This is a genomic window from Streptomyces globisporus, assembly GCF_003501885.1.
GTDB lineage: Bacteria > Actinomycetota > Actinomycetes > Streptomycetales > Streptomycetaceae > Streptomyces > Streptomyces globisporus_D.
Genome location: NZ_QWFA01000133.1, coordinates 1 through 18,089, shown reverse-complemented (window position 1 = coordinate 18,089; position 18,089 = coordinate 1). Strand labels below are relative to the sequence as shown.

22 protein-coding genes and 1 pseudogene are annotated in these 18,089 nt (G+C 71.9%); 6 read left to right on the top strand and 17 right to left on the bottom strand.

The genetic code is table 11. The annotated features are described in order from the left end of the window. Positions 1-7: 7 nt before the first annotated feature. Positions 8-799 (bottom strand): response regulator transcription factor, encoded by a 792-nt coding sequence (locus tag D3105_RS23245; RefSeq protein WP_206272858.1) that lies wholly within the window; start codon positions 797-799, stop codon positions 8-10. A 124-nt stretch (positions 800-923) separates the two neighbouring features. On the opposite strand from D3105_RS23245, the gene D3105_RS23240 reads away from it, so the two are divergent. Genes D3105_RS23240 through D3105_RS23230 form a run of 3 tightly spaced genes read left to right on the top strand, consistent with a single transcriptional unit; the run spans position 924 to position 3,195 of the window. Then, complete coding sequence (locus D3105_RS23240; protein WP_118904997.1) at positions 924-1,685, top strand: glycosyltransferase family 2 protein; 762 nt, start codon at positions 924-926, stop codon at positions 1,683-1,685. Next, a complete protein-coding gene (locus D3105_RS23235; protein WP_118904996.1) occupies positions 1,682-2,344 on the top strand; it encodes a TIGR04282 family arsenosugar biosynthesis glycosyltransferase in 663 nt (220 codons plus the stop codon). Before D3105_RS23240 ends, D3105_RS23235 begins: the two co-directional genes overlap by 4 nt. Then, complete coding sequence (locus tag D3105_RS23230) at positions 2,341-3,195, top strand: class I SAM-dependent methyltransferase (protein ID WP_118904995.1); 855 nt, start codon at positions 2,341-2,343, stop codon at positions 3,193-3,195. The genes D3105_RS23235 and D3105_RS23230 overlap by 4 nt, the downstream gene beginning before the upstream one ends. A gap of 394 nt (positions 3,196-3,589) precedes the next feature. Here the strand turns inward: D3105_RS23230 and D3105_RS23220 are convergent, their stop codons facing one another. Continuing rightward, on the bottom strand, positions 3,590-4,861 hold the full coding sequence (locus D3105_RS23220; protein WP_118904994.1) for a molybdopterin-dependent oxidoreductase: 1,272 nt from the start codon (positions 4,859-4,861) through the stop codon (positions 3,590-3,592). A 189-nt stretch (positions 4,862-5,050) separates the two neighbouring features. Between D3105_RS23220 and D3105_RS23215 the strand changes: the two genes are divergently transcribed. Beyond that, positions 5,051-6,490 carry a hypothetical protein gene (locus tag D3105_RS23215; protein WP_118904993.1) on the top strand — a complete coding sequence of 480 codons (1,440 nt, stop codon included), beginning with the start codon at positions 5,051-5,053 and terminating at the stop codon, positions 6,488-6,490. 24 nt (positions 6,491-6,514) lie between these two features. Here D3105_RS23215 and D3105_RS23210 read toward each other — a convergent pair whose 3' ends face one another. Together D3105_RS23210 and D3105_RS23205 are read right to left on the bottom strand one after the other, a co-directional pair. Continuing rightward, positions 6,515-8,176 carry an ABC transporter permease gene (locus tag D3105_RS23210; protein ID WP_118904992.1) on the bottom strand — a complete coding sequence of 554 codons (1,662 nt, stop codon included), beginning with the start codon at positions 8,174-8,176 and terminating at the stop codon, positions 6,515-6,517. Beyond that, positions 8,173-9,093: an ABC transporter ATP-binding protein gene (locus tag D3105_RS23205; RefSeq protein ID WP_118904991.1), complete on the bottom strand. Its 921-nt coding sequence runs from the start codon at positions 9,091-9,093 to the stop codon at positions 8,173-8,175. Before D3105_RS23205 ends, D3105_RS23210 begins: the two co-directional genes overlap by 4 nt. Positions 9,094-9,216: 123 nt before the next feature. Between D3105_RS23205 and D3105_RS23200 the strand changes: the two genes are divergently transcribed. Continuing rightward, a complete protein-coding gene (locus D3105_RS23200; protein WP_118904990.1) occupies positions 9,217-9,726 on the top strand; it encodes a GbsR/MarR family transcriptional regulator in 510 nt (169 codons plus the stop codon). A gap of 23 nt (positions 9,727-9,749) precedes the next feature. Here D3105_RS23200 and D3105_RS23195 read toward each other — a convergent pair whose 3' ends face one another. The 12 genes from D3105_RS23195 to D3105_RS23140 all read right to left on the bottom strand — a co-directional run bounded on the left by D3105_RS23195 (position 9,750) and on the right by D3105_RS23140 (position 16,408). Continuing rightward, the gene (locus D3105_RS23195; protein ID WP_425315753.1) at positions 9,750-10,025 is read right to left on the bottom strand and encodes a hypothetical protein; all 276 of its coding nucleotides are present in this window, start codon (positions 10,023-10,025) and stop codon (positions 9,750-9,752) included. A gap of 253 nt (positions 10,026-10,278) precedes the next feature. Continuing rightward, the gene (locus tag D3105_RS23190; RefSeq protein ID WP_118904989.1) at positions 10,279-10,737 is read right to left on the bottom strand and encodes a hypothetical protein; all 459 of its coding nucleotides are present in this window, start codon (positions 10,735-10,737) and stop codon (positions 10,279-10,281) included. 49 nt (positions 10,738-10,786) lie between these two features. Then, entirely contained in the window at positions 10,787-11,197 is a 411-nt protein-coding gene (locus tag D3105_RS23185; protein WP_165891064.1) for a gas vesicle protein K, read from the bottom strand. 55 nt (positions 11,198-11,252) lie between these two features. Then, on the bottom strand, positions 11,253-11,465 hold the full coding sequence (locus tag D3105_RS23180; RefSeq protein WP_030586915.1) for a gas vesicle protein: 213 nt from the start codon (positions 11,463-11,465) through the stop codon (positions 11,253-11,255). Continuing rightward, positions 11,462-12,310, bottom strand: a complete 849-nt coding sequence (locus D3105_RS23175) for a GvpL/GvpF family gas vesicle protein (RefSeq protein WP_118904988.1) — start codon at positions 12,308-12,310, stop codon at positions 11,462-11,464. Before D3105_RS23175 ends, D3105_RS23180 begins: the two co-directional genes overlap by 4 nt. Then, positions 12,307-12,738, bottom strand: coding sequence for a gas vesicle protein (locus D3105_RS23170; RefSeq protein WP_118904987.1), 432 nt, complete (start codon positions 12,736-12,738; stop codon positions 12,307-12,309). The genes D3105_RS23175 and D3105_RS23170 overlap by 4 nt, the downstream gene beginning before the upstream one ends. Before the next feature lie 53 nt (positions 12,739-12,791). Next, complete coding sequence (locus D3105_RS23165) at positions 12,792-13,973, bottom strand: SRPBCC family protein (protein WP_118904986.1); 1,182 nt, start codon at positions 13,971-13,973, stop codon at positions 12,792-12,794. After that, positions 13,966-14,538 carry a hypothetical protein gene (locus D3105_RS23160; RefSeq protein ID WP_118904985.1) on the bottom strand — a complete coding sequence of 191 codons (573 nt, stop codon included), beginning with the start codon at positions 14,536-14,538 and terminating at the stop codon, positions 13,966-13,968. Before D3105_RS23160 ends, D3105_RS23165 begins: the two co-directional genes overlap by 8 nt. 51 nt (positions 14,539-14,589) lie before the next feature. Beyond that, on the bottom strand, positions 14,590-14,847 hold the full coding sequence (locus D3105_RS23155; RefSeq protein WP_118904984.1) for a gas vesicle protein GvpG: 258 nt from the start codon (positions 14,845-14,847) through the stop codon (positions 14,590-14,592). 41 nt (positions 14,848-14,888) lie between these two features. Further along, entirely contained in the window at positions 14,889-15,599 is a 711-nt protein-coding gene (locus D3105_RS23150; RefSeq protein ID WP_118904983.1) for a GvpL/GvpF family gas vesicle protein, read from the bottom strand. A gap of 2 nt (positions 15,600-15,601) precedes the next feature. Next, positions 15,602-16,036, bottom strand: a complete 435-nt coding sequence (locus D3105_RS23145) for a gas vesicle structural protein GvpA (protein WP_030586936.1) — start codon at positions 16,034-16,036, stop codon at positions 15,602-15,604. A 72-nt stretch (positions 16,037-16,108) separates the two neighbouring features. Next, complete coding sequence (locus D3105_RS23140; RefSeq protein ID WP_118904982.1) at positions 16,109-16,408, bottom strand: gas vesicle protein; 300 nt, start codon at positions 16,406-16,408, stop codon at positions 16,109-16,111. A 174-nt stretch (positions 16,409-16,582) separates the two neighbouring features. On the opposite strand from D3105_RS23140, the gene D3105_RS23135 reads away from it, so the two are divergent. After that, positions 16,583-16,870, top strand: a complete 288-nt coding sequence (locus D3105_RS23135) for a GlsB/YeaQ/YmgE family stress response membrane protein (RefSeq protein ID WP_118904981.1) — start codon at positions 16,583-16,585, stop codon at positions 16,868-16,870. A gap of 22 nt (positions 16,871-16,892) precedes the next feature. On the opposite strand, the pseudogene D3105_RS23130 reads toward D3105_RS23135, so the two are convergent. Further along, positions 16,893-18,003 (bottom strand): annotated as a pseudogene (locus D3105_RS23130) (YihY/virulence factor BrkB family protein). Between the last annotated feature and the right edge of the window lie 86 nt (positions 18,004-18,089).

Sequence of the window (18,089 nt, the reverse complement as noted above, 5' to 3'; positions counted from 1 at the left end):
GTGTGGGCTACCGCCTGGACCTGGAAGCGGAGGGCCCGGCCCCCGCACCGGCGTCCGGGCCCTCCGCTTCCAGGTCCAGGCGGTAGCCCACACCCCACACGGTGCGGATCAGCCTGGGGCGGGCCGGGTCCTGCTCGACCTTGCCGCGCAGCCTGCGGATATGGACGGTGACCGTGGACAGGTCGCCGAAGTCCCACCCCCAGACCTCACGCATCAGCTCCTCCCTGCCGAACACCTTTCCGGGGTGCCGGAGGAGAAAGGCGAGCAGGTCGAACTCGCGCAGCGTCAGAGCGAGTCCACGCCCGTCACGGTGGGCCCGCCGGGCCACGGGGTCGAGGCTCAGCCCGCCGCCGGACAGCGGACCGGCGTCCTCCGCCGGCGCGACGGCCCGGGCGCGGCGCAGCACGGAGTCGACCCGCAGGACCAGTTCGCGCGGGCTGAACGGCTTGGTGACGTAGTCGTCGGCACCGGTCTCCAGACCGAGGATGCGGTCCTCCTCGTCACCGCGGGCGGTGAGCATGATGACGGGGACCGGCCCGTGCTCCCGCATGCGGCGGCAGACCTCGAACCCGTCCATGGCGGGGAGCATGAGGTCCAGGACGACGAGGTCGGGCCGGCACGCCGCGAACCGTCCCAGTGCGGCGGGTCCGTCACCGGCCTGCTCGACGGCGTAACCGGCGCGGTGCAGATAGCCGACGACGACTTCGGCGACGGTCGGGTCGTCGTCCACGACGAGAACCCGGCCACGCGTCCCCTGGGGGACGGGCGCCGGAGGGTGGGCGGACGGCATGTTCTCCATGGCCCCCACTGTGGCACCCTGCTCCCGGCGCGCCGGGGCCCGGTCACCCCCATCCGGCCGATGTCCATGTTTCGTAAGAACCTGATGCCCTGAATGCCGGACTTGTCTCCGTAGGGTGAGGCGGGTGACTGATTCTTCTACCGCCCCTCCGTGTCCGCCCGCCCCGTCCACGGGTCTCCCGAAGGCCGACATCGTTCTGCCCTGCCTCGACGAGGCCGCCGCTCTGCCCTGGGTGCTCGATCGCATCCCTGACGGCTGGCGGGCGATCGTGGTCGACAACGGCTCGACCGACGGTTCGGCCGAGCTCGCCCGGTCCCTCGGCGCGAAGGTCGTCACGGAGGACCGGCGGGGGTTCGGCGCGGCCGCTCACGCCGGGCTGCTCGCCGCCGAGGCCGAGTTCGTCTGCTTCTGCGACTGCGACGGCTCGCTGGACCCCGCGCTGCTGGCCGGCTTCGTGCGGCGGATCGCGGACGGCGAGTGCGATCTGCTGCTCGGCCGCCGCCGTCCCGAGGGCCGGGGCGCCTGGCCGCCGCACGCGCGGGCCGGCAATCTGGCGCTGGCCCGGATGCTGCGCCGCCGTACCGGCCTGCGTCTGCACGACCTCGGACCGCTGCGGGCGGCCCGCCGCACCGATCTGCTGGCCCTGGACCTCACCGACCGGCGCAGCGGCTACCCGCTCCAGATGGTGGTCCGGGCCTCGGACGCCGGGCTGCGGGTCGCCGAGAGCGACGTCCCCTACCGGCCGCGGACCGGGAAGTCGAAGGTGACCGGCACCTGGCGCGGGACCTGGCACGCGGTGCGCGACATGCGGGGCGTCCTGCGCGAGCCACCGGCGGACCCCGCGCCCGGCGGGATCGTGCGCGCGGGGACGGAGGCCCTGCGATGAGCGTGTACGGGCCGATGCCGATGGGGCCGGCGGAACTGCTGGTCATCGCGAAGGAGCCAGTGGCCGGACGGGTCAAGACCCGGCTCTGTCCGCCCTTCTCCCCCGTCGAGGCCGCCGAACTGGCGACCGCGGCCCTCGCGGACACCCTGGAGACCCTGCTGACCCTTCCCGCCCGGCGGCGGGTCCTGGTGCTCGACGGGCGGCCCGGCCCCTGGGCGCCACCGGGGTTCGACGTGGTGCCGCAGAGCGCGGGCGGTCTGGACGAACGCCTCGCGGCGGCCTTCGGCGGGTGTACCGGGCCGGCCCTCCTGGTCGGCATGGACACCCCGCAACTGACGGCCGGTCTGCTCGCCCCCGCTCTCGCGCCGGACGCCTGGGACGGCTGCGGGGCCTGGTTCGGCCCGGCCGAGGACGGCGGGTTCTGGGCCCTGGGCCTGGCGGAACCCGACCCTGATCTGCTGCGCGGGGTGCCGATGTCCCTCCCGGAGACCGGTGCGGTGCAGCGGCGCAGACTGGTGGAGGCGGGGCTGGTCGTACGCGATCTGCCGGTGCTGGTCGACGTGGACACCGCGGCCGACGCCCACCGGGTCGCGTCGGCCGCGCCGGGCGGCCGGTTCGCCACGGTGCTGGACCGGCTGACCCGGGCGGGGGTGCGATGAGTACGACCGTGCCCTCGTCCGGGCTCGCGACGTCGGCCCCCGCCGAATCCACCGAATCCACTGAAACCGGTAAGGGGCCGGCGGCCCCCCGCGCCGCTTCCTGGGGCGCCGACCCGTACGCCAACGCCCTGCGCACCGGCCGCGGTCCGCTGTTCCTGCGCCGCAGCGACGGCTGGCTGCTGCCCCTGGACGTGGAGCGCTGGTGCTCCGACGCGGGCTCCGCCGACCTGTCCGCGCTGCACCGGTGCGAGGGGCCGGTGCTGGACATCGGCTGCGGGCCGGGGCGGCTGGTCGCCGAACTGGCCTCGCTCGGGCACCGGGCGCTGGGCATCGACGTCAGCGAGGCGGCGGTGGCCCGTACGCGCGGTCTCGGCGGTGCCGCCCTGCTCCGCAGCGTGTTCGACCCGCTGCCCGGGGAGGGCCGTTGGGGCACCCTTCTGCTCCTTGACGGCAACATCGGCATCGGCGGTGACCCGGCCGCGCTGCTGGACCGGGCGGCCGATCTGCTCGGCACAGGTGGGCTGCTGATCGCCGAGACCGCCCCCGTCGACGTGGACGAACGGGTCCGGGTCCGGCTCGACGACGGCCGGGGCGGACCGCTCGGTGAGTCCTCCCCCACCGCCGTGCGCGGGACCGCCGCCGAGCCGTTCCCCTGGGCGCGGATCGGGACGCCCGCCCTGCTGCGGCACGCCCGCGCGTGCGGCTGGCGTACCGCCGATCAGTGGGGCGCGGAGGGGCGGACGTTCGTATCCCTGCGCCGCCCCGTACGGGAGCGGAGCGCCCGGACCAGCAGCCAGAGCGCGGAGAGCGCGAACAGCGCGCCGGTGATCAGCAGCCAGTTGCCGAAGTAGACGTCCGGGGTGGTACCGGCGGCGGCCACGTACCGCCGTTCGGTCCGCCGGGCGATCAGCGGGAACCAGATCAGCAGGAGGAGCCCGGAGAGGAACGCCGGTACCCGGACGAAGTTCACCAGGGCCGCCCGGGGACCGAGCGCGGCGCGCAGCGCCCGGTCCGCCCCGGCGTACACCGGCAGCAGCACCAGGTCGTGCAGGACGGCCGACCCCGCGAACCAGAGCAGTACGCCGACGGTGTCCCCGTCCAGCAGCCGTACGCCCGCGTAGCCGGCCAGGCAGAACGTGGCGGCGAGCAGGATCAGGTGGAGCGGGCCCTCGCCGTACAGGCGGCGCGGTGAGAAGCGTCGGAGGCGGGGGGCGGCGGAGCGCGGCGGCACGGCTCGGGTGGACATCACAGCTCTCCGAACGTCAGCGTCTCGACCCACTTGGTGTTCAGCACCCCGGGCGCGGCGGGGACGATGATCCGGGCCGGATAGCCGTGGTCCGCCGACAGCGGGGCGCCGTTCACCTCCAGCGCGAGCAGCGAGCGGCCGTCACGGACCTGGTTGTCGCGCAGCGCGGCCTTGCGGAAGGAGCCGCTGCGCTGGAGCGACTCGACGAACACGCCCGGCGGCCGGTCCGGGTACCCGGCGAGCGCCGCCAGATCGGCGAGTCGCACCCCGCGCCACTGCTGGTCGGAGGTCGACCAGCCCTCCACGCAGGCGATCGGGAGCGCCGAGGTGTGCTGGTCCATGGCCAGCAGTTCGGCCCGGGAGAGGCGGAACTCCCCGGCCGGCCCTCGTACCGTCAGCCGCCAGCGCTCCCCGGTGTCGGCGGGCGTGATCCGTACGGCGGCGGCGGTCTTGTTGATCTGGAAGGCGTTCGGCCCCGGCCCCGGGTCGGTGCCGCCGCGCGGGGTGAGGAGCGCGATGCGGCGCAACGGCCCGTCGAAGCTCCGGCCCGCCGAGGTGATCAGCAACAGGAGAGAACCGGCCCCGACCATGGCCAGCGCGCCGCGCCGGGACAGGGTGGCGGGCAGCGGGTCGGGGGCGGCGAGGGTGTCCGCCTCGCCGGGCGGGACGCCGTTGCGCAACACTCGTACGGCCTGCGGCGTCTTGAGGGCCGTATGGGTGACGAACCCGGCGAGGAAGACCCAGGCGCCGTAGAAGTGCAGAGTGTAGAAGGACCCGGGGAAGAGGTAGTCCAGCTGGATGTTGAGCAGTCCGGTGAGGAACTGGAACAGCGCCCCGCCGATGAGCAGTACGAGCGAGATCCGCTCCAGGGCGTGGCCCACGGAACGGGCGGGCGGCAGGGCGAAGAGCCGGGGGATCACCGACCAGAGCTTCGCGAGCAGGACGGGCACGAGCACGATGCCGACGGTGACGTGCAGCCCCTGGGTCAGCCGGTAGAGCCAGTGCGGTCCTGTCGGCCAGGAGAACAGGTAGAAGCCCAGCCATCCCTTGCCCGGGGTCTTGTCGTTGACCCGGTTCAGGTCCGGGTTGTAGGCGGCGTACGAGAGCAGACCGGTGACGAACAGCAGCGTGAGTCCGGCGAGCAGCACGACGCCGAGCACGGCGGTGAAGCGCGCCCCGCGGACGGGGCTGCGCCAGAATCGCGGGTTCGCGGGCGTGCGCGGGGTGCTGAGCGTGTCGGGGAGGGAGCGGATGCGGCGGCGTTCGGGCATGAGGCCGACGCTAAGCGCGGAGCATCGTCCACGGGCGGGTACGACTCGTGACGGAATTCTGACGTCGCGGCCGGACGAAGCGACGGGCGTCACCGCTCGGAGAGCCGCGGGGAGAAGAGGATCTGACGGTTCGGTGACGCGGCCCCGCCGGACCGCCCGATCGCCGCCCGATCTGCATAGCGTGCCAGCGTGAAGACCGAGGACGTCACCCCCACGGACACCGCCGACGGCACGGGACACGGCCCGCCCGCACCGTCGGACCACATCGACGATCGCGCGCGGCGCGCGGTACGGGCCGACCTGGTCGCCGCCGCAGCAGGCGTGCTGCTGGTCGTCGCCGCCGTGCTCATCGGCCGGGTCATCCAGGACCGGGACCAGACCCTGTTCGCGCAGTGGCCGCCCTTCCTGGCCTCCTGGGACCCCCACCTTGGCCCCGGCACCCCCGCCGCGCTGACCATGGCTGCCCTGGTCATCGTGTACGGGCCGCCGCTTGCCGCCCGGCTGCCCTGGCGCGGGCTTCTCGCGGCGGCCTGGGCCGGGTCCACGGCCTGGGTGTTCTCGATGGCGCTGATCGACGGCTGGTACCGGGGCGTCGAGCGGCGGCTCACCACCAAGCACGAGTATCTGCAGGTCATCGACCGCTTCGCGGACATCCCCGCCACTCTGAGCGGCTTCACCGACCACATCCTGTTCGACGCGCCCGGCAATTGGCCCGCCCATGTCGCCGGGCACCCGCCGGGCGCGACGCTGACCTTCGTCTGGCTGGACCGCGTCGGGCTCGGCGGTGGCGCCTGGGCAGCCGTCTGGTGTGTCGTGGCGGGCAGTTCGGCGGTGCTGGCCGCCCTGATCACCATCCGGGTGGTGGCCGACGAGCGGCTGGCCCGGCGTGCCGCGCCCTTCCTCGTCCTCGCCCCCGCCGCCGTCTGGGCGGGCGTCTCGGCCGACGGGTACTTCGCGGCCGTCGCCGCCTGGTCGGTGGCGCTCCTCGCCCTGGCCGCCACCCGCCGGGTCCGCTTCCCGGCCCTGGCGGCGGCCGGCGGGGGTCTGCTGTTCGGGTGGACCTGCTACCTGAGTTACGGGCTGGGGCTGATGGCGGCCGTCCTGCTCGCGGTCCTGGTGCTCGCCCGGACCGCGCGCCCGGTGCCGGTGTTCCTGCTCGGCGCGCTCGTGGTCCCGGTGGCCTTCACCCTCGCCGGGTTCAACTGGTGGACCGCCTACCATCTGTTGGTCGAGCGCTACCACCAGGGCGCGGGCGGCGTCCGCCCGTACGCGTACTGGGTCTGGGCCAACCTGGCCTGCGCGACCGTCGCGGCCGGGCTGGCCGCCGTCGCCGGGCTGCGCCGGAGCGCGGTGGCCGCGCCCGGCGCCGTACGGGCCCTGCAGGGCGGCCCCGGGGCGGTCTCTCCGGAGGGGCGGCTGGCGTTGCTCGTCCTGGCGGCGCTGGTGGCGTTGCTCGTCGCCGACCTCTCCGGGATGAGCAAGGCGGAGACGGAGCGCATCTGGCAGCCGTTCCTGCTGTGGCTGCTGCCGGCGGCGGCGCTGCTGCCCCGCCGGGGCGTGCGGTGGTGGCTGGTCGCTTCGGCGGTTCCGGCCCTGCTCGTCAACCACCTGCTGTGGACGGGGTGGTGAGGTCGGGTCCGCGGTGAGCGGCCCTCACTTGGTGTCCAGGTCCCGGCGGCGGAAGCCCGCCAGTCCCAGCGCGATCAGTCCGGCCGCGACGGCGGTCAGGGCCAGCAGGGGCGTCCAGGTCATGGGGGCGGCCGGGAGCCGGGGCACATGGCCGAAGGGTGACAGGTTCGTCAGCCGGTCCGGGAGCTGGAGGACGGGTCCCAGGTATCCGACGAGGAAGGCGTACACGGGCACGATCCAGGCCGCCGCCCCCGCCCGCGGGAACCAGCCGAAGAGCAGGACGGCCACGCCGACGGTGACCCACAGGGCCGGGGCGTACGCGGCCGCCGCCAGGGTCAGTTCGAGGACCAGGCTCCCGTCCCCCGCCGACGCCGCGCCCGAGACGCCGAAGCACAGCCCGGCCAGGACCAGCAGCGCCGTACCGCCGGCCAGGGCGACGGCGACATGGCTGCCGAGCCAGCGGTTGCGGGAGAGACCGGTGGCCAGGAGCGGTTCGGCGCGGCCGGCGTTCTCCTCGGCGCGCGGCCGCAGCGCGGCCATCACCACGTACACGGCGGCGACGACCGCGACGACGACCATCACCATGGACGCGAACGACTCGGCCACGGTGGCGCCGCCGATGTCCTTGAGCGCCTCCTGGAGCTGCTCGACGCTCTCCACCATGTCGGCGGCCTCGCCGAGGATCGAGCCGTACATGACGCCCATCAGGCAGAGCCCTGCGGCGAAGCCGAGCAAGGTCGCCCGGTGCAGCCGCAGGGCGAAGCCGAAAGGCCGGGTGAGCGCGTCGGACGCCGTACGCCGGCCGAGCCGTGCGGGGCGCAGGCCCGCGCCGACATCGCGCCGGGTGCTCAGGACGAAGCCGTAGGAGGCGGTCGCGGCGGCGAGGAGGAGGCAGAGGGCGAGCGGCCACCACCGGTCGTCGACGAAGACGTAGGTGCGCTGGATCCAGCCGATCGGGCTCAGCCAGGACAGGGCGCCGTTGCCCACGTCGCCGGAGGCCCGCAGTACGTAGGCCACGCCGATCGCCGCGAGCGCCAGGCCCGATGCGCCCCGGGTGTGCGCCGTGAGCTGCGCGGTGATCGCGGCGACACCGGCGAAGACGAGCCCGATCGCGGCGTGCGCGAGGCCGTACAGCACCGCCCCGCCAGGACCGATTCCGTCGATGCCCGTCGCGGTGAGGCCCAGGGCCAGCAGCACGGCGAGGCCGAGGTTGGCCACGACGGCGGCGGCCAGGGCGGCGGCGAGGTGGGCGTGGTGGCCGACGACGGTGGAGCGGACCAGTTCGGCTCGGCCGGTCTCCTCCTCGTCGCGGGTGTGCCGGGTGACGGTCAGGACGCTCATCAGGCCCACCAGGACGGCCATGAAGCCGAGCATCTGGTGGCCGAGCATCGCGCCCGCCGTGTAGTCGGACAGATAGGGGCGGGGGCCGGTCATGGCGAGCGCGGCCGGGCTGTCCATGGAGCTGACGGCCGCGGCGCGCTCCTCGGGGGTGGAGTACAGCGCCTTGTACTCGGCCGCCGTGGCCAGCGTGCCCAGGGTGAGGGCGAGCAGCCATACGGACATGCGGACGCGATCGCGCCGCAGGTTGAACCGGAGAAGAGTCCCGGTGCCGGTGAAGGCGGCGGGCCGGATCCTGGCGGACGTGGACCTGCCGGGGGCGTCGAGGGGTGTGGCGAGACCGGTCATCGGGCAACTCCCCCCGAGGTGGCGGAGGAGGCGAGCTCGTCGCCGTAATGACGCAGCATCAGCTCTTCGAGCGTCGGCGGGTGGCTGGTCAGGCTCCGGATGCCGAACTCGCCGAGCCGGCGGATCGCCGCGTCGAGGTGGGCTCCGTCCACGGCGAAGCGCACCCTCAGGTCCGCCGCCGTCAGCCCGTGGACACCGGGCAGGGTGTCGAGTCCGGTGACCGGGCGTTCGGTCTCGGCCTCGACGGTCGTCCGGGTGAGGTGGCGCATCTCGCCGAGCGTGCCCGACTGCACGGTGCGGCCCTGGCGGACGATGCTGACGCGGTCGCAGAGCTTTTCGACCTGGGCCAGGATGTGGCTGGAGAGCAGCACCGTCTTCCCCGCCGCTTTCGCCTGGAGGATGACGTCCTGGAAGACGACCTCCATCAGGGGGTCGAGGCCTGCCGTGGGCTCGTCGAGGAGGAGCAGTTCGGCGTCGGAGGCGAGCGCGGCGACGATGGCGACCTTCTGCCGGTTGCCCTTGGAGTAGGCGCGGCCCTTCTTGAGCGGGTCGAGGTCGAACCGGTCGATGAGTTCGTCACGCCGCCGCCGGTCGAGGCCGCCGCGCAGCTTCGCCAGCAGGTCGATGGCCTCTCCTCCGGTGAGACCCGGCCACAGCTCGACATCCCCGGGGACGTAGGCGAGCCGCCGGTGCAGTTCGACCGCGTCCTTCCACGGGTCCTTGCCGAGGAGCTGGACGCCTCCGGAGTCGGCGCGCAGCAGACCCAGCAGGACGCGGATCGTCGTGGACTTGCCCGCCACGTTGGGCCCGAGGAAGCCATGGACCTCGCCGGCCTCCACATCGAGGTCGAGACCGGTGAGGGCGTGTGTCGGGCCGAACGACTTGTGGAGTCCGGAGACGGTGATGGCCTTCTTCATGTTTCGAAACTACGCTTCTTTCAGAAATGTGTGAAGTTAAAGAAGCGTATGAATCGCTCGTAGACTGGCAGGAGGCGCGGTCGGCACGCGAGCGCCGGGAACCACGGAGACCGGGGTCGGAACATGGATGAGCGGCGGACGGACGACCGCACGGACGGCGACGCCGAGGCGGCGGCCGTCTCCCGGTTCGTGGAGCGGTTCGCCGCCCAGCTGGTCCAGGCGGGCATGACCCGCATGCCGGCCAGGGTCTTCGCCGCCCTGCTCTCCTCGGAACAGGGCGCACTCACCTCCGCCGAACTGAGCGGGCAGCTGAAGGTCAGCCCGGCGGCCGTGTCGGGAGCCGTCCGCTATCTCGCCCAGGTCAACCTGGTCAGCCGCGAGCGGGAGCCGGGGTCCCGGCGTGAGCGCTATCGCGTCCAGGGCGACCAGTGGTACAACGCACTGCTCGAACGGGACGCCTTCCTGAGGAACTGGCAGACCACGATGCGGGAGGGCGTTGAGCAGTTCGGACTCGACACCCCGCAGGGCCGCCGGATCAACGAGACCCTGGAGTTCTTCCTGTTCCTGGAGAAGGAGCTCGGCTCGCTGATGCAGCGTTGGGCGGCCCACCGGGCGGAACACCTCGGCAGCTGAGGCCCTTCACAGCACGCCTCCGCTCACCGCGTCCCCGCCGTGCGGGCAGGCCGTACCGCCCCCGCCCCGAAGCAGGCCCGGGCGCGGACGGTCGCGGCCTCGATGCGGCGGGCCCGGTCGTCGTCGGGGCCGAAGGTCAGCTGCCGGGAGGCGGACGCGGCGTCGCCGAGTTCGCCCGCGCGCAGGGCCGGCGAGCGGACCCGGGCCCGCTGAAGCCCCAGAGCGGCGTGCAGCGCGTGGGCCGTGGCGCGGAGTCGGGGGGTGTGCGCGGTGGCGCAGCGAATAGCCGCTCGCCGCATGGAGGTGCGTAAACGGCATACACACCCCCTGTTGCCCATGACCCCCCTTTACGGATCTCTGCCATCCCATCCCGATTCATCGGGACGAGAAAGAAGCACTCCAACCTCTTGTTCGCATATTTGTTCGCATCGAGAATGGGGAGGCAGGGTGGACGGGAATCGCAGCGGGCCTGGACGTGGGGCGGGGCCGGAGAAGATCTTCTCCGGCCCCGCCCCACGTCCAGGCCCTGCCCGGCGTTCTCCGTTTCCGCTGTCAGATCCGTCCACGCGCCAGTCGGGTCAGCGGGCCCGTCGGAGGCTTCGCGGTCGAACGGCCGATGGCGAACGCCGCTCCGGCGACACCGGCCACGCCCGCGGCGGCTCCGGCGGCGACCGCCTTCCGGTGCTTGACGACCGCCCAGGCCGTGGTGGCCGCACTCGCGGCCTTGGCCGCGTTGGCGGTCACGGCCTGCTGCCCGCTCTGGAGACCGGCGGCCGCGGCACGGCCGACACGCCGGGTGGTCTCACCGGCCGCCCGCGCGCTGTCCGACGCCGAATCCTTGGCGCCCTCGGCCACGGACCGTGCCTCGTCGGCCGTCACCTCGGCCTGCTTGCCGGCCTTCTCCGCGGTGGCTCCGGCCGTCTTGCGGGCCGAGGCGGCCGACTTGCGGGCGGTGGTGGTCCTCCCCTTGCTCGGGGTGGAGTTCTTTGCGTCCTTGTCTTCTGTGGTCATGGCCTCCTCCTTGCCTTGGCTCGTGTGATGAAACCTGGGTCCGGCTCGTTCAGGCGCCGTTGTGCGGCAGCAGTGAGCCGAGCGGTCCGAGGTCGAGATTGAGGTCGTCCATCGTCAGGTCGTAGCGGTCGCACAGCTCCGTCATGCGTTCGTGCAGGATCATCAGCGTCATCCCGATCCGCTCCTCCTGGGGCTCGCTCAGATCGCCCTGATCGACGCGGTGGATCGCGGTGCGCTCCATGAGCTGACGGAGCAGCTCCACGATGGTGAGCACCAGCTTGACGAGGTCCCGCTCCACGGTGTCCGGGTCGGTGTGCAGGCGCTGGGCCGCCGCCGAGGGGCGTTGGCCGTCCGGTTGCGCCGGGCTGAGCCCGAACGCCTGCGCCGCGGCTCGTGCCACCTCTTCGGCCGCCGCGGCAGGCATGCCCGCCGGGCTTCGTGCTCGGTTGTCGTCGGTCATCGGGTTCCCCTCCTCGCCGGGATGCTTCGCTCGGGTGCGCAACCGGTGAACGGCCTCACCACGGCCCCGGCTCCTCACCGGTGATCGACCGGATCACCGCTCGCAGGTTGATGTGGACGAGATCCACGTCGGCGATGGACAGGACGAGGTCCCCGGTGAGGACGGCCCCTCCGTTCAGCAGGCGGTCCAGGAGATCGATCAGGGCGACGGGCGGGCCGCCCCGGGGCTCGCTCTCACCGAGAACGCCGCCGATGACGTCCGTGCTCACCGTGGGCCACCGCCGTCCGCGCCCTCCGCCGTCACGGCGGTCGCAAACGAGTAGGGCGCCCACGGCCCTGTCACCTCGACCGCGACCCCGGGTACATCTTCGGCCAGTGCGGAAAGCTCCCGGCGGAGCTGCTCCGTGTGCTCCCGGGGGACGAGATAGGCCTCGTTGCTGACGTTCACCCCGGACCGGGAAGCGAGCTGCCCCTGTTGCGGACGGTGCACCGCCCGTGAGGCGGCCACCCCCTCCGCCAACCGCGCCGCACGGGCGGCCAGTTCGGATGCCGTCCGGTAGGTGTCCTGACTGTCACGCTGCTCCGCCTGACGTCGCCGCAGATAGGCGCGCCCCGCCCCGGCACCCGACGGCGCCACCGTGGCCGGGGCCGGCGCGGCGGCCGTACGGGGATCGGCGTACACCTTCACGCCCAGCTCGACGTGCCCCTCCAGGCGGCCCAACAGCTCCCGGAATTCGCTGCGTTGCCTGACCAGCATGTCGGCCACCCGGGCATCGTCCAGATACACCGTGGCCAGCCGCATCGGCAGCACGGAGGTCTCCGCGAACGCGGCGTCCACCACCGCGTGGTGGGCCCGGGCCACCGATTCGAGCCGCTCCAGGTCCTCCATCTGCGCGGTGAGACCCTGCTCGCCGAACGTGTCCGACGGTACGCCGGAGACGAGCGCGCACAGCCCGCCCCCGCCCACGGGACGCAGGGGCCGTCCGTCCACGCCGGGCAGCCGGGCGGCGAGCCCGTCCAGGGCGGGGCCCTCACGGCCGACCGCGTAGACGTAACTCATCTCCCCGACGCCTCCGCCCGGGGCGCCCAGGGGTGCGTTCGGTCCGGTGTTCATCGTCGCTCCTCCTCTTCGGCGGGGACCGCCTGTGCGTCGGCCGCAGCGGGGCCCGGGATCCCGGCAGCCGACCGAAGACGAGCCAGTTCGGCACGGAGTTGCTCGTTCTCATCGGCCAGCGAGTCCCTCCCGGCGCCGGTCTCGGTCTCCCGCGCGGGGCGGGCCCGTGAGGAGAGCGAGGGATCGTGCTCCCACCAGTCGATGCCCATCTCCTTGGCCTTGTCGACGGAGGCGACGAGCAGGCGGAGCTTGATGGTGAGCAGTTCGATGTCGAGCAGATTGATCTGGATGTCACCGGCGATGACGATGCCCTTGTCCAGCACCCTCTCCAGGATGTCGGCGAGGTTGGCCGACGATCCCTGCTGCCCGTATGCCGGGCCGGCCCCCCGGGGCGGGGCCGGCAGCCGGCCGGCGAGTGAATCGGACACGGTGTCTCACGCCTTTCCGTGGGGTGTCGGTGCAGGTCTGTGCGCGATCCCGGTCACCGGTCGGCGGTGGCCGTACGGCGTCGGGAGCGGCGGGCCGGCCGGGGCTCCTCCTCCGTCTCGTCGGCTGCCGGTTCGTCGTCGTACTGTTCCTCGGCGTCCTCGTCCGCGGCCTCCTCCACCGGTTCCTCCAGCTCGTCCGCCGGCTCGGCGTCCTCGTCGTCCTCGTCGTCCTCGTCGACGAACTCCTCGTCCTGCGGCTCTTCGTCGTCGTACGCGAGATCGTCGTCCTCGGAAGCTTCGCCCTCGGGACCGTCACCCTCGTCGCGGGGCTGCTCGTCCTCATACGCGTCGTCGGGCGAGCCGTCATCGGGCTCGGCGCCCTCGTCGTTCTGCGCCTCCTCCTCTTCCAGCGCCTCGTCATGCCCGACGACGACTTCCCCGTCGCGGATCTCGCCCCGCCAGCTGTCGGTCGCCTCACCGCGCATCATGATGAACTTGCGGTAGAGCTTGAGGTCGAGCCGGGCCCGGCGGCCCTGGGCGCGCCAGATGTTGCCGGTCTTCTCGAACAGCCCCTTGGGGAAGTATTCGAGGACCAGCAGGACGCGGGTCAGGTCGTCGGTGATCGCGTGGAAGGTGACCACGCCCTTGACGGTGCCCTTGGCGCCTTCGGTGGTCCAGGTGATGCGTTCGTCGGGCACCTGCTCGGTGACGTTCGCCTTCCAGCTGCGGGTCGACTTGGCGACCTTCACCTTCCAGTTGCTGGTGGTGTCGTCGGCCTTCTCCACGCTCACGACACCCTTGGCGAACGAGCTGAACTCCTGGAACTGGGTCCACTGGTCGTAGGCCTCGCGGACCGGCACGCCGACGTCGATGTCCTCGACGATGGTGACGCTCTTGGACTTGCCGCCTCCGGACTTGCGCCCCTTGCCGAACAATCCCTTGACCTTGTCCTTGACGGTGTCCTTGAGATGGGAGGCGCCCGCGCTCAGGGCGGCCTGACCGGGGGATTTGCCTTCGCCGAGGGCTTGGCCGCCCTTGGCGAGGCTCTTGAGGGCTCCGGCCCCGCCACCCGGCTCCGCGAGCTTGGACACCGAGTCGCCCAGACGGTGCCCCAGCTGGGTCACCGCGTGTTCGGCACGGGCCCGGACGTAGTTCTGCAACTCGTCCTTGAGCCGGTCGGTGGCCGGGTTCTTGACCACGTCGTCCTTGATGGCGCCGAATGCGGAATCAGGCATCGTCGCCTCCTCGGGCCTTGCGGGCGCCTGATGCGGCGGTCTTGCGTGCGGCACCGGTGCTCTTGCGCGCGGAGGCGGAGGTCTTGCTCGCTCCCCCGGACCGGCCGCCGCCCGACGAGGACCGCCTCTTCGAAGCGGGCTTGGAGTCGGACGCGGCGGCGGTCCTGCGGGGGGCGCGCTGGCGCTTCTCGCCCTCGCTCGAACCTTCTTCGTCCCGGTCCGCCCCGGCTTGGTCGACCTCGTCCGGTTCCCCTTCGTCGGCCTCGGGCCCCGCCTCGAGCGCCCGGGTGCGCTGCTGGAGCGAGTCGGCCAGGCTGCCGGCCCGCTGCGTGACGGCCTTGGTGGCCGCGGTCTTGGTGGCGTCCACCAGTTCCCTGCGCACCTGGTCGTTGAGGGACCCCAGGACCGGGGAATCGGCCAGCATCTTGCCGAGCTGCCGCGGGTCCAGATCGAACTTCTTGCCGACGAGGAACATCCCGAACCCCAGGGCGAGTTTGGCCTTCTTCGTGCGCCCCAGCAGGTATCCCCCCACCAGAGCGGCGCCTATCTTGGCGTTGTTCGTCATGTGCGATGCACCTCTGCTCTTCCCCCGGTCACGTGTGGTTGTGGCTGATGGTCACGGCGTCTGCCGTGCGTTCTGCCGGTACTCCTCGATCTCGTCGAGCCGGTCGAGCAACTCGTCCTCGCGGCGGTCGAACTCCTCGGCGTCGATGAGGCCGTTGTTCAGGTCCTGCTCCAGCTGCGCGAGCCGGGCGCGTACCGGCTCGGGGTCGTAGTACTCCTCCTCGGCGGCATGGACGACCTGTTCAAGGACCCAGACCGTTCCCCGTACGGGGGCCAGTGGCAAGGTCAGAAGGTTGCTGATGAGGCCCACGGCCAGGTCACCTCCGCTCCGTGAGTCCCTCGGCCCGGCGGTCAGACGAAGCTGTACGGCGGCAGCGGGCCCGTCAGGGTGAACGAATAGGCGTCGCCGCGCCGGTCCGCCTCGCGTTGGACCGCGGCCACGAAGCCGTCGGTCTCCGTCCGGGGCACGAGGAAGGACAGGTTGAGGAACTGCTGCGGAGCGGGCTCCGCGTGTGAGCTGTGGGTGGCCGCGTCCGCCAGCCGGGCGGCGACGTCCTCCGCCTCGCGCTGACCGCGAGCGGTCACCTCCCGCGCCACCAGTTCCCCTAGGGCGACCCGGTCGTCGTGGCTGCCCCGGGCGCGTGTGCGTTCATTGAGCTGACGTATCTCGTCGGACTCGGTCATGATCTCCCGCAGGAGGTCGTCCTCGTCGCGGCCGGCCTTGAGGTTGTACTCCACCCGGCCGTCCAGTTGTGCCAGCCGCTCCCGGTACGCGTCCGCCTCCCGGACCAGGGCCGCGGTGACCTCGTCGTCGCCGGGTCCCACAAGGCCGAACCTCATGGGCAGGGTCGCACCGCCCGCCATGAGCGCTTCCAGTACGCTCTGATGGGCCATGACGTCGCGTCGCTTTGCACGAAGCCCGTCCGGCGCGTCGCTGACCACGGCGGCCAGCCGGTCGGTGCGCAGGGTGCGCAGGGCCGAGGGCGGATCGCCCACGCCGTGCAGGCCGTTCAGGGGCAGCGGGTGGTCGGCGCCGGTGATGGCGTAGATGTAGGTGGGCACCGCTACTCCTCGCGTCGCTGGGTCTGACGGCTGGACGTCGACTTACGGGCCGGGCGCTTACGGGGCTCCTCCTCGGGCTCCTCGCGCTTGCCCTGCAACGACTCGCTGAACGCCTCGACGGCGCCGGTGAGCGCGCCCTTGGACTTGCCCTTGGCGCCGTTCTCCGTCATGTCTCCGACCAGATCGGTGAGCTGACTCGGCGCCTTGCGGCCGGACTCCAGATCGAGCCGGTTGCAGGCCTCGGCGAATCGCAGATAGGTGTCGACACTGGCGACGACCACCCGCACATCGATTTTGAGAATTTCGATACCGACCAGGGAGACGCGAACGAACGCGTCGATGACGAGCCCTCGGTCGAGTATGAGTTCAAGAACGTCGTAGAGATTTCCCGAGCCGCTCCCACCGGACGTCGCATTGCTCTGCTGAACGAGTGTCATGGGGAACTCCTTTCGGTGATCTTCGTTACGTCTGACGAGTTACATCGGACCCGTTATGTCCGACAACGGAATTCAGCGACGGTCGATCTGGCCCCTGGCATAGCGGCGCAGTCGCTCGTAGGACAACAGCGTTCCCTGCGGGTCGAGTTGAACCCGGTACGAGGCCATCACGCTCATGGTGTCCGGCACCCTCTCCAGCTCGACCACTTCCACGTCCGCCGTCCAACCGTCATCGGTGGCCTTCACCGCGGAAACAGATCCCGGCTCGCACTGGAGCAATTCCGTGAGCTGCGCGGAGGCCTTCCGCATGGCAGTCGGAACGCCGACACGCTTTCCGTCGTGCTCTTCATCGGTCTTCTTCTCGGTGCTCATCCTTCACCTGTCGCCGGGGATAACCGCTTGCTGATCGGTCTCCGTCGTCCATGGCTGACATTCGCCTGCCCCTGCAATCCGGACGTATGCGCGAACGGAGCAGTCGATGGTGGTGATCCGCACGCCGGGGTACGCGAAGCGGACACGTCCGGCACGAACACGAAGGAGTCAGCCATGGAAATCTCCGGACTCGTCAGCGCTCTGGTCATCGGGGCGGCGGTCGGCCTGCTGGGGCGCCTCGTCCTGCCCGGCCGACAGCACATCGGCATCCTGTGGACGCTCGTCGTCGGCATGGCGGCAGCACTTCTGGGCTCTCTGCTGGCATCCGTACTGGGGGTGGGCGACACGGGGGGCGTCGACTGGTTCGAGTGGCTCATCCAGATCGTCCTGGCCGGGCTGGGTGTGGCCGCCCTGGACCGCGCCCTGGCCGGCACCGAACGGCGACCGCGGAGGCACACCTGACGCCCACGGCCGCGTCGCGCGTTCAGTCGGTCCGCAGGTCGCTGGTAGGGCCCGTCCGACCCATGGCCCGACGGTCCTCGTCGGTCCATGAACGGGTGTCGCGAGGTTCGACGTAAGGCTCCTCGAACGGGGGGTGACCTCCCAGGATGGCGCGCTCGCGGGCCATCTCCGCATCGAACTCCAGACCCAGCAGGATCGCCAGATTGGTGATCCACAGCCAGACCAGGAAGACGATGACGCCGGCCAGTGCCCCGTACGTCTTGTTGTACGAGCCGAAGTTGGCGACGTAGAACGCGAACCCGGCGGAGGCGGCCATCCAGATCAGCAGCGCCAGAACACTGCCCAGGGAGCCGAAGGCGAAGCCTCGCCCCTTCGCGTTCGGGGCCGCCCAGTACAGGACCGCAAGCAGCACGGCCACGCAGACGACGAGGGCGGGCCACTTGGCGATCGACCAGATCAGGAGCGCCGTGTCGCCGATACCCAGCAGGGCGCCGAGCTCACGGGCGATTCCCCCGGTCAGCACCACCATCAGAGCACAGGCGCAGGCCAGGATCATGAGCACCAGGGTGAGCCCGACGCGTACCGGCAGCACCTTCCACAGCGGACGGCCCTCCGGCAGGTCGTAGACCGAGTTCGCCGCACGCATGAAGGCCGCCACATAGCCCGAGGCGACCCACAGCGCCCCCCAGCAGGCCGACGATCGCCAGTACCGAACCGGTGCCGCCGCTGCCCTCCAGCTGAGTGATGGCGCTGGTGATCACCTCCTTGGCGGCTCCCGGCGCCAGCTTCTCGACGTTGTCCAGCGCCTTCCGCGTGGTCGACTCCCCCGCGATCCCGAGGAGCGAGACCAGCACCAGAAGGGCCGGGAAGAGCGACAGGATTCCGTAGTACGTGAGCCCCGCGGCCCGGTCGGTCAGCTCGTCCCGCTGAAATTCCTTCGCCGTCCGCTTGAGGACCGCCCACCACGACGCCCGGCCCAGTTCGGTCGGCGCGTCCGGCGCGTCGCGCTCCACCTGCGCCTCGGGCCCGTTCGGCCCCCTCCTGTCTCCTTCCTCCGTCCGCTGCGTTCCACCGCGGCTCCCCGGGACCGGCCCGTGCGGGGAGCCCTGCTCACTGCGCTGTTCGTCGGCCATGGGGGGCGGCTACCCCCGACAGCGTCGTTATGCAGGCCCGACCGGCCTTCTCGAGCAAGCGCCGCGGCACAGGTCGCCCCCCCCCC

Coding starts and splice junctions, on each gene's coding strand:
- D3105_RS23200 (WP_118904990.1), top strand. CDS start 9,217: ATGGATGAGCGGCGGACGGACGACCGCACGGACGGCGACGCCGAGGCG.
- D3105_RS23135 (WP_118904981.1), top strand. CDS start 16,583: ATGGAAATCTCCGGACTCGTCAGCGCTCTGGTCATCGGGGCGGCGGTC.
- D3105_RS23190 (WP_118904989.1), bottom strand. CDS start 10,737: ATGACCACAGAAGACAAGGACGCAAAGAACTCCACCCCGAGCAAGGGG.
- D3105_RS23205 (WP_118904991.1), bottom strand. CDS start 9,093: ATGAAGAAGGCCATCACCGTCTCCGGACTCCACAAGTCGTTCGGCCCG.
- D3105_RS23230 (WP_118904995.1), top strand. CDS start 2,341: ATGAGTACGACCGTGCCCTCGTCCGGGCTCGCGACGTCGGCCCCCGCC.
- D3105_RS23235 (WP_118904996.1), top strand. CDS start 1,682: ATGAGCGTGTACGGGCCGATGCCGATGGGGCCGGCGGAACTGCTGGTC.
- D3105_RS23245 (WP_206272858.1), bottom strand. CDS start 799: ATGGAGAACATGCCGTCCGCCCACCCTCCGGCGCCCGTCCCCCAGGGG.
- D3105_RS23220 (WP_118904994.1), bottom strand. CDS start 4,861: ATGCCCGAACGCCGCCGCATCCGCTCCCTCCCCGACACGCTCAGCACC.
- D3105_RS23160 (WP_118904985.1), bottom strand. CDS start 14,538: ATGACGAACAACGCCAAGATAGGCGCCGCTCTGGTGGGGGGATACCTG.
- D3105_RS23210 (WP_118904992.1), bottom strand. CDS start 8,176: ATGACCGGTCTCGCCACACCCCTCGACGCCCCCGGCAGGTCCACGTCC.
- D3105_RS23185 (WP_165891064.1), bottom strand. CDS start 11,197: ATGACCGACGACAACCGAGCACGAAGCCCGGCGGGCATGCCTGCCGCG.
- D3105_RS23140 (WP_118904982.1), bottom strand. CDS start 16,408: ATGAGCACCGAGAAGAAGACCGATGAAGAGCACGACGGAAAGCGTGTC.
- D3105_RS23145 (WP_030586936.1), bottom strand. CDS start 16,036: ATGACACTCGTTCAGCAGAGCAATGCGACGTCCGGTGGGAGCGGCTCG.
- D3105_RS23175 (WP_118904988.1), bottom strand. CDS start 12,310: ATGAACACCGGACCGAACGCACCCCTGGGCGCCCCGGGCGGAGGCGTC.
- D3105_RS23165 (WP_118904986.1), bottom strand. CDS start 13,973: ATGCCTGATTCCGCATTCGGCGCCATCAAGGACGACGTGGTCAAGAAC.
- D3105_RS23195 (WP_425315753.1), bottom strand. CDS start 10,025: ATGCGGCGAGCGGCTATTCGCTGCGCCACCGCGCACACCCCCCGACTC.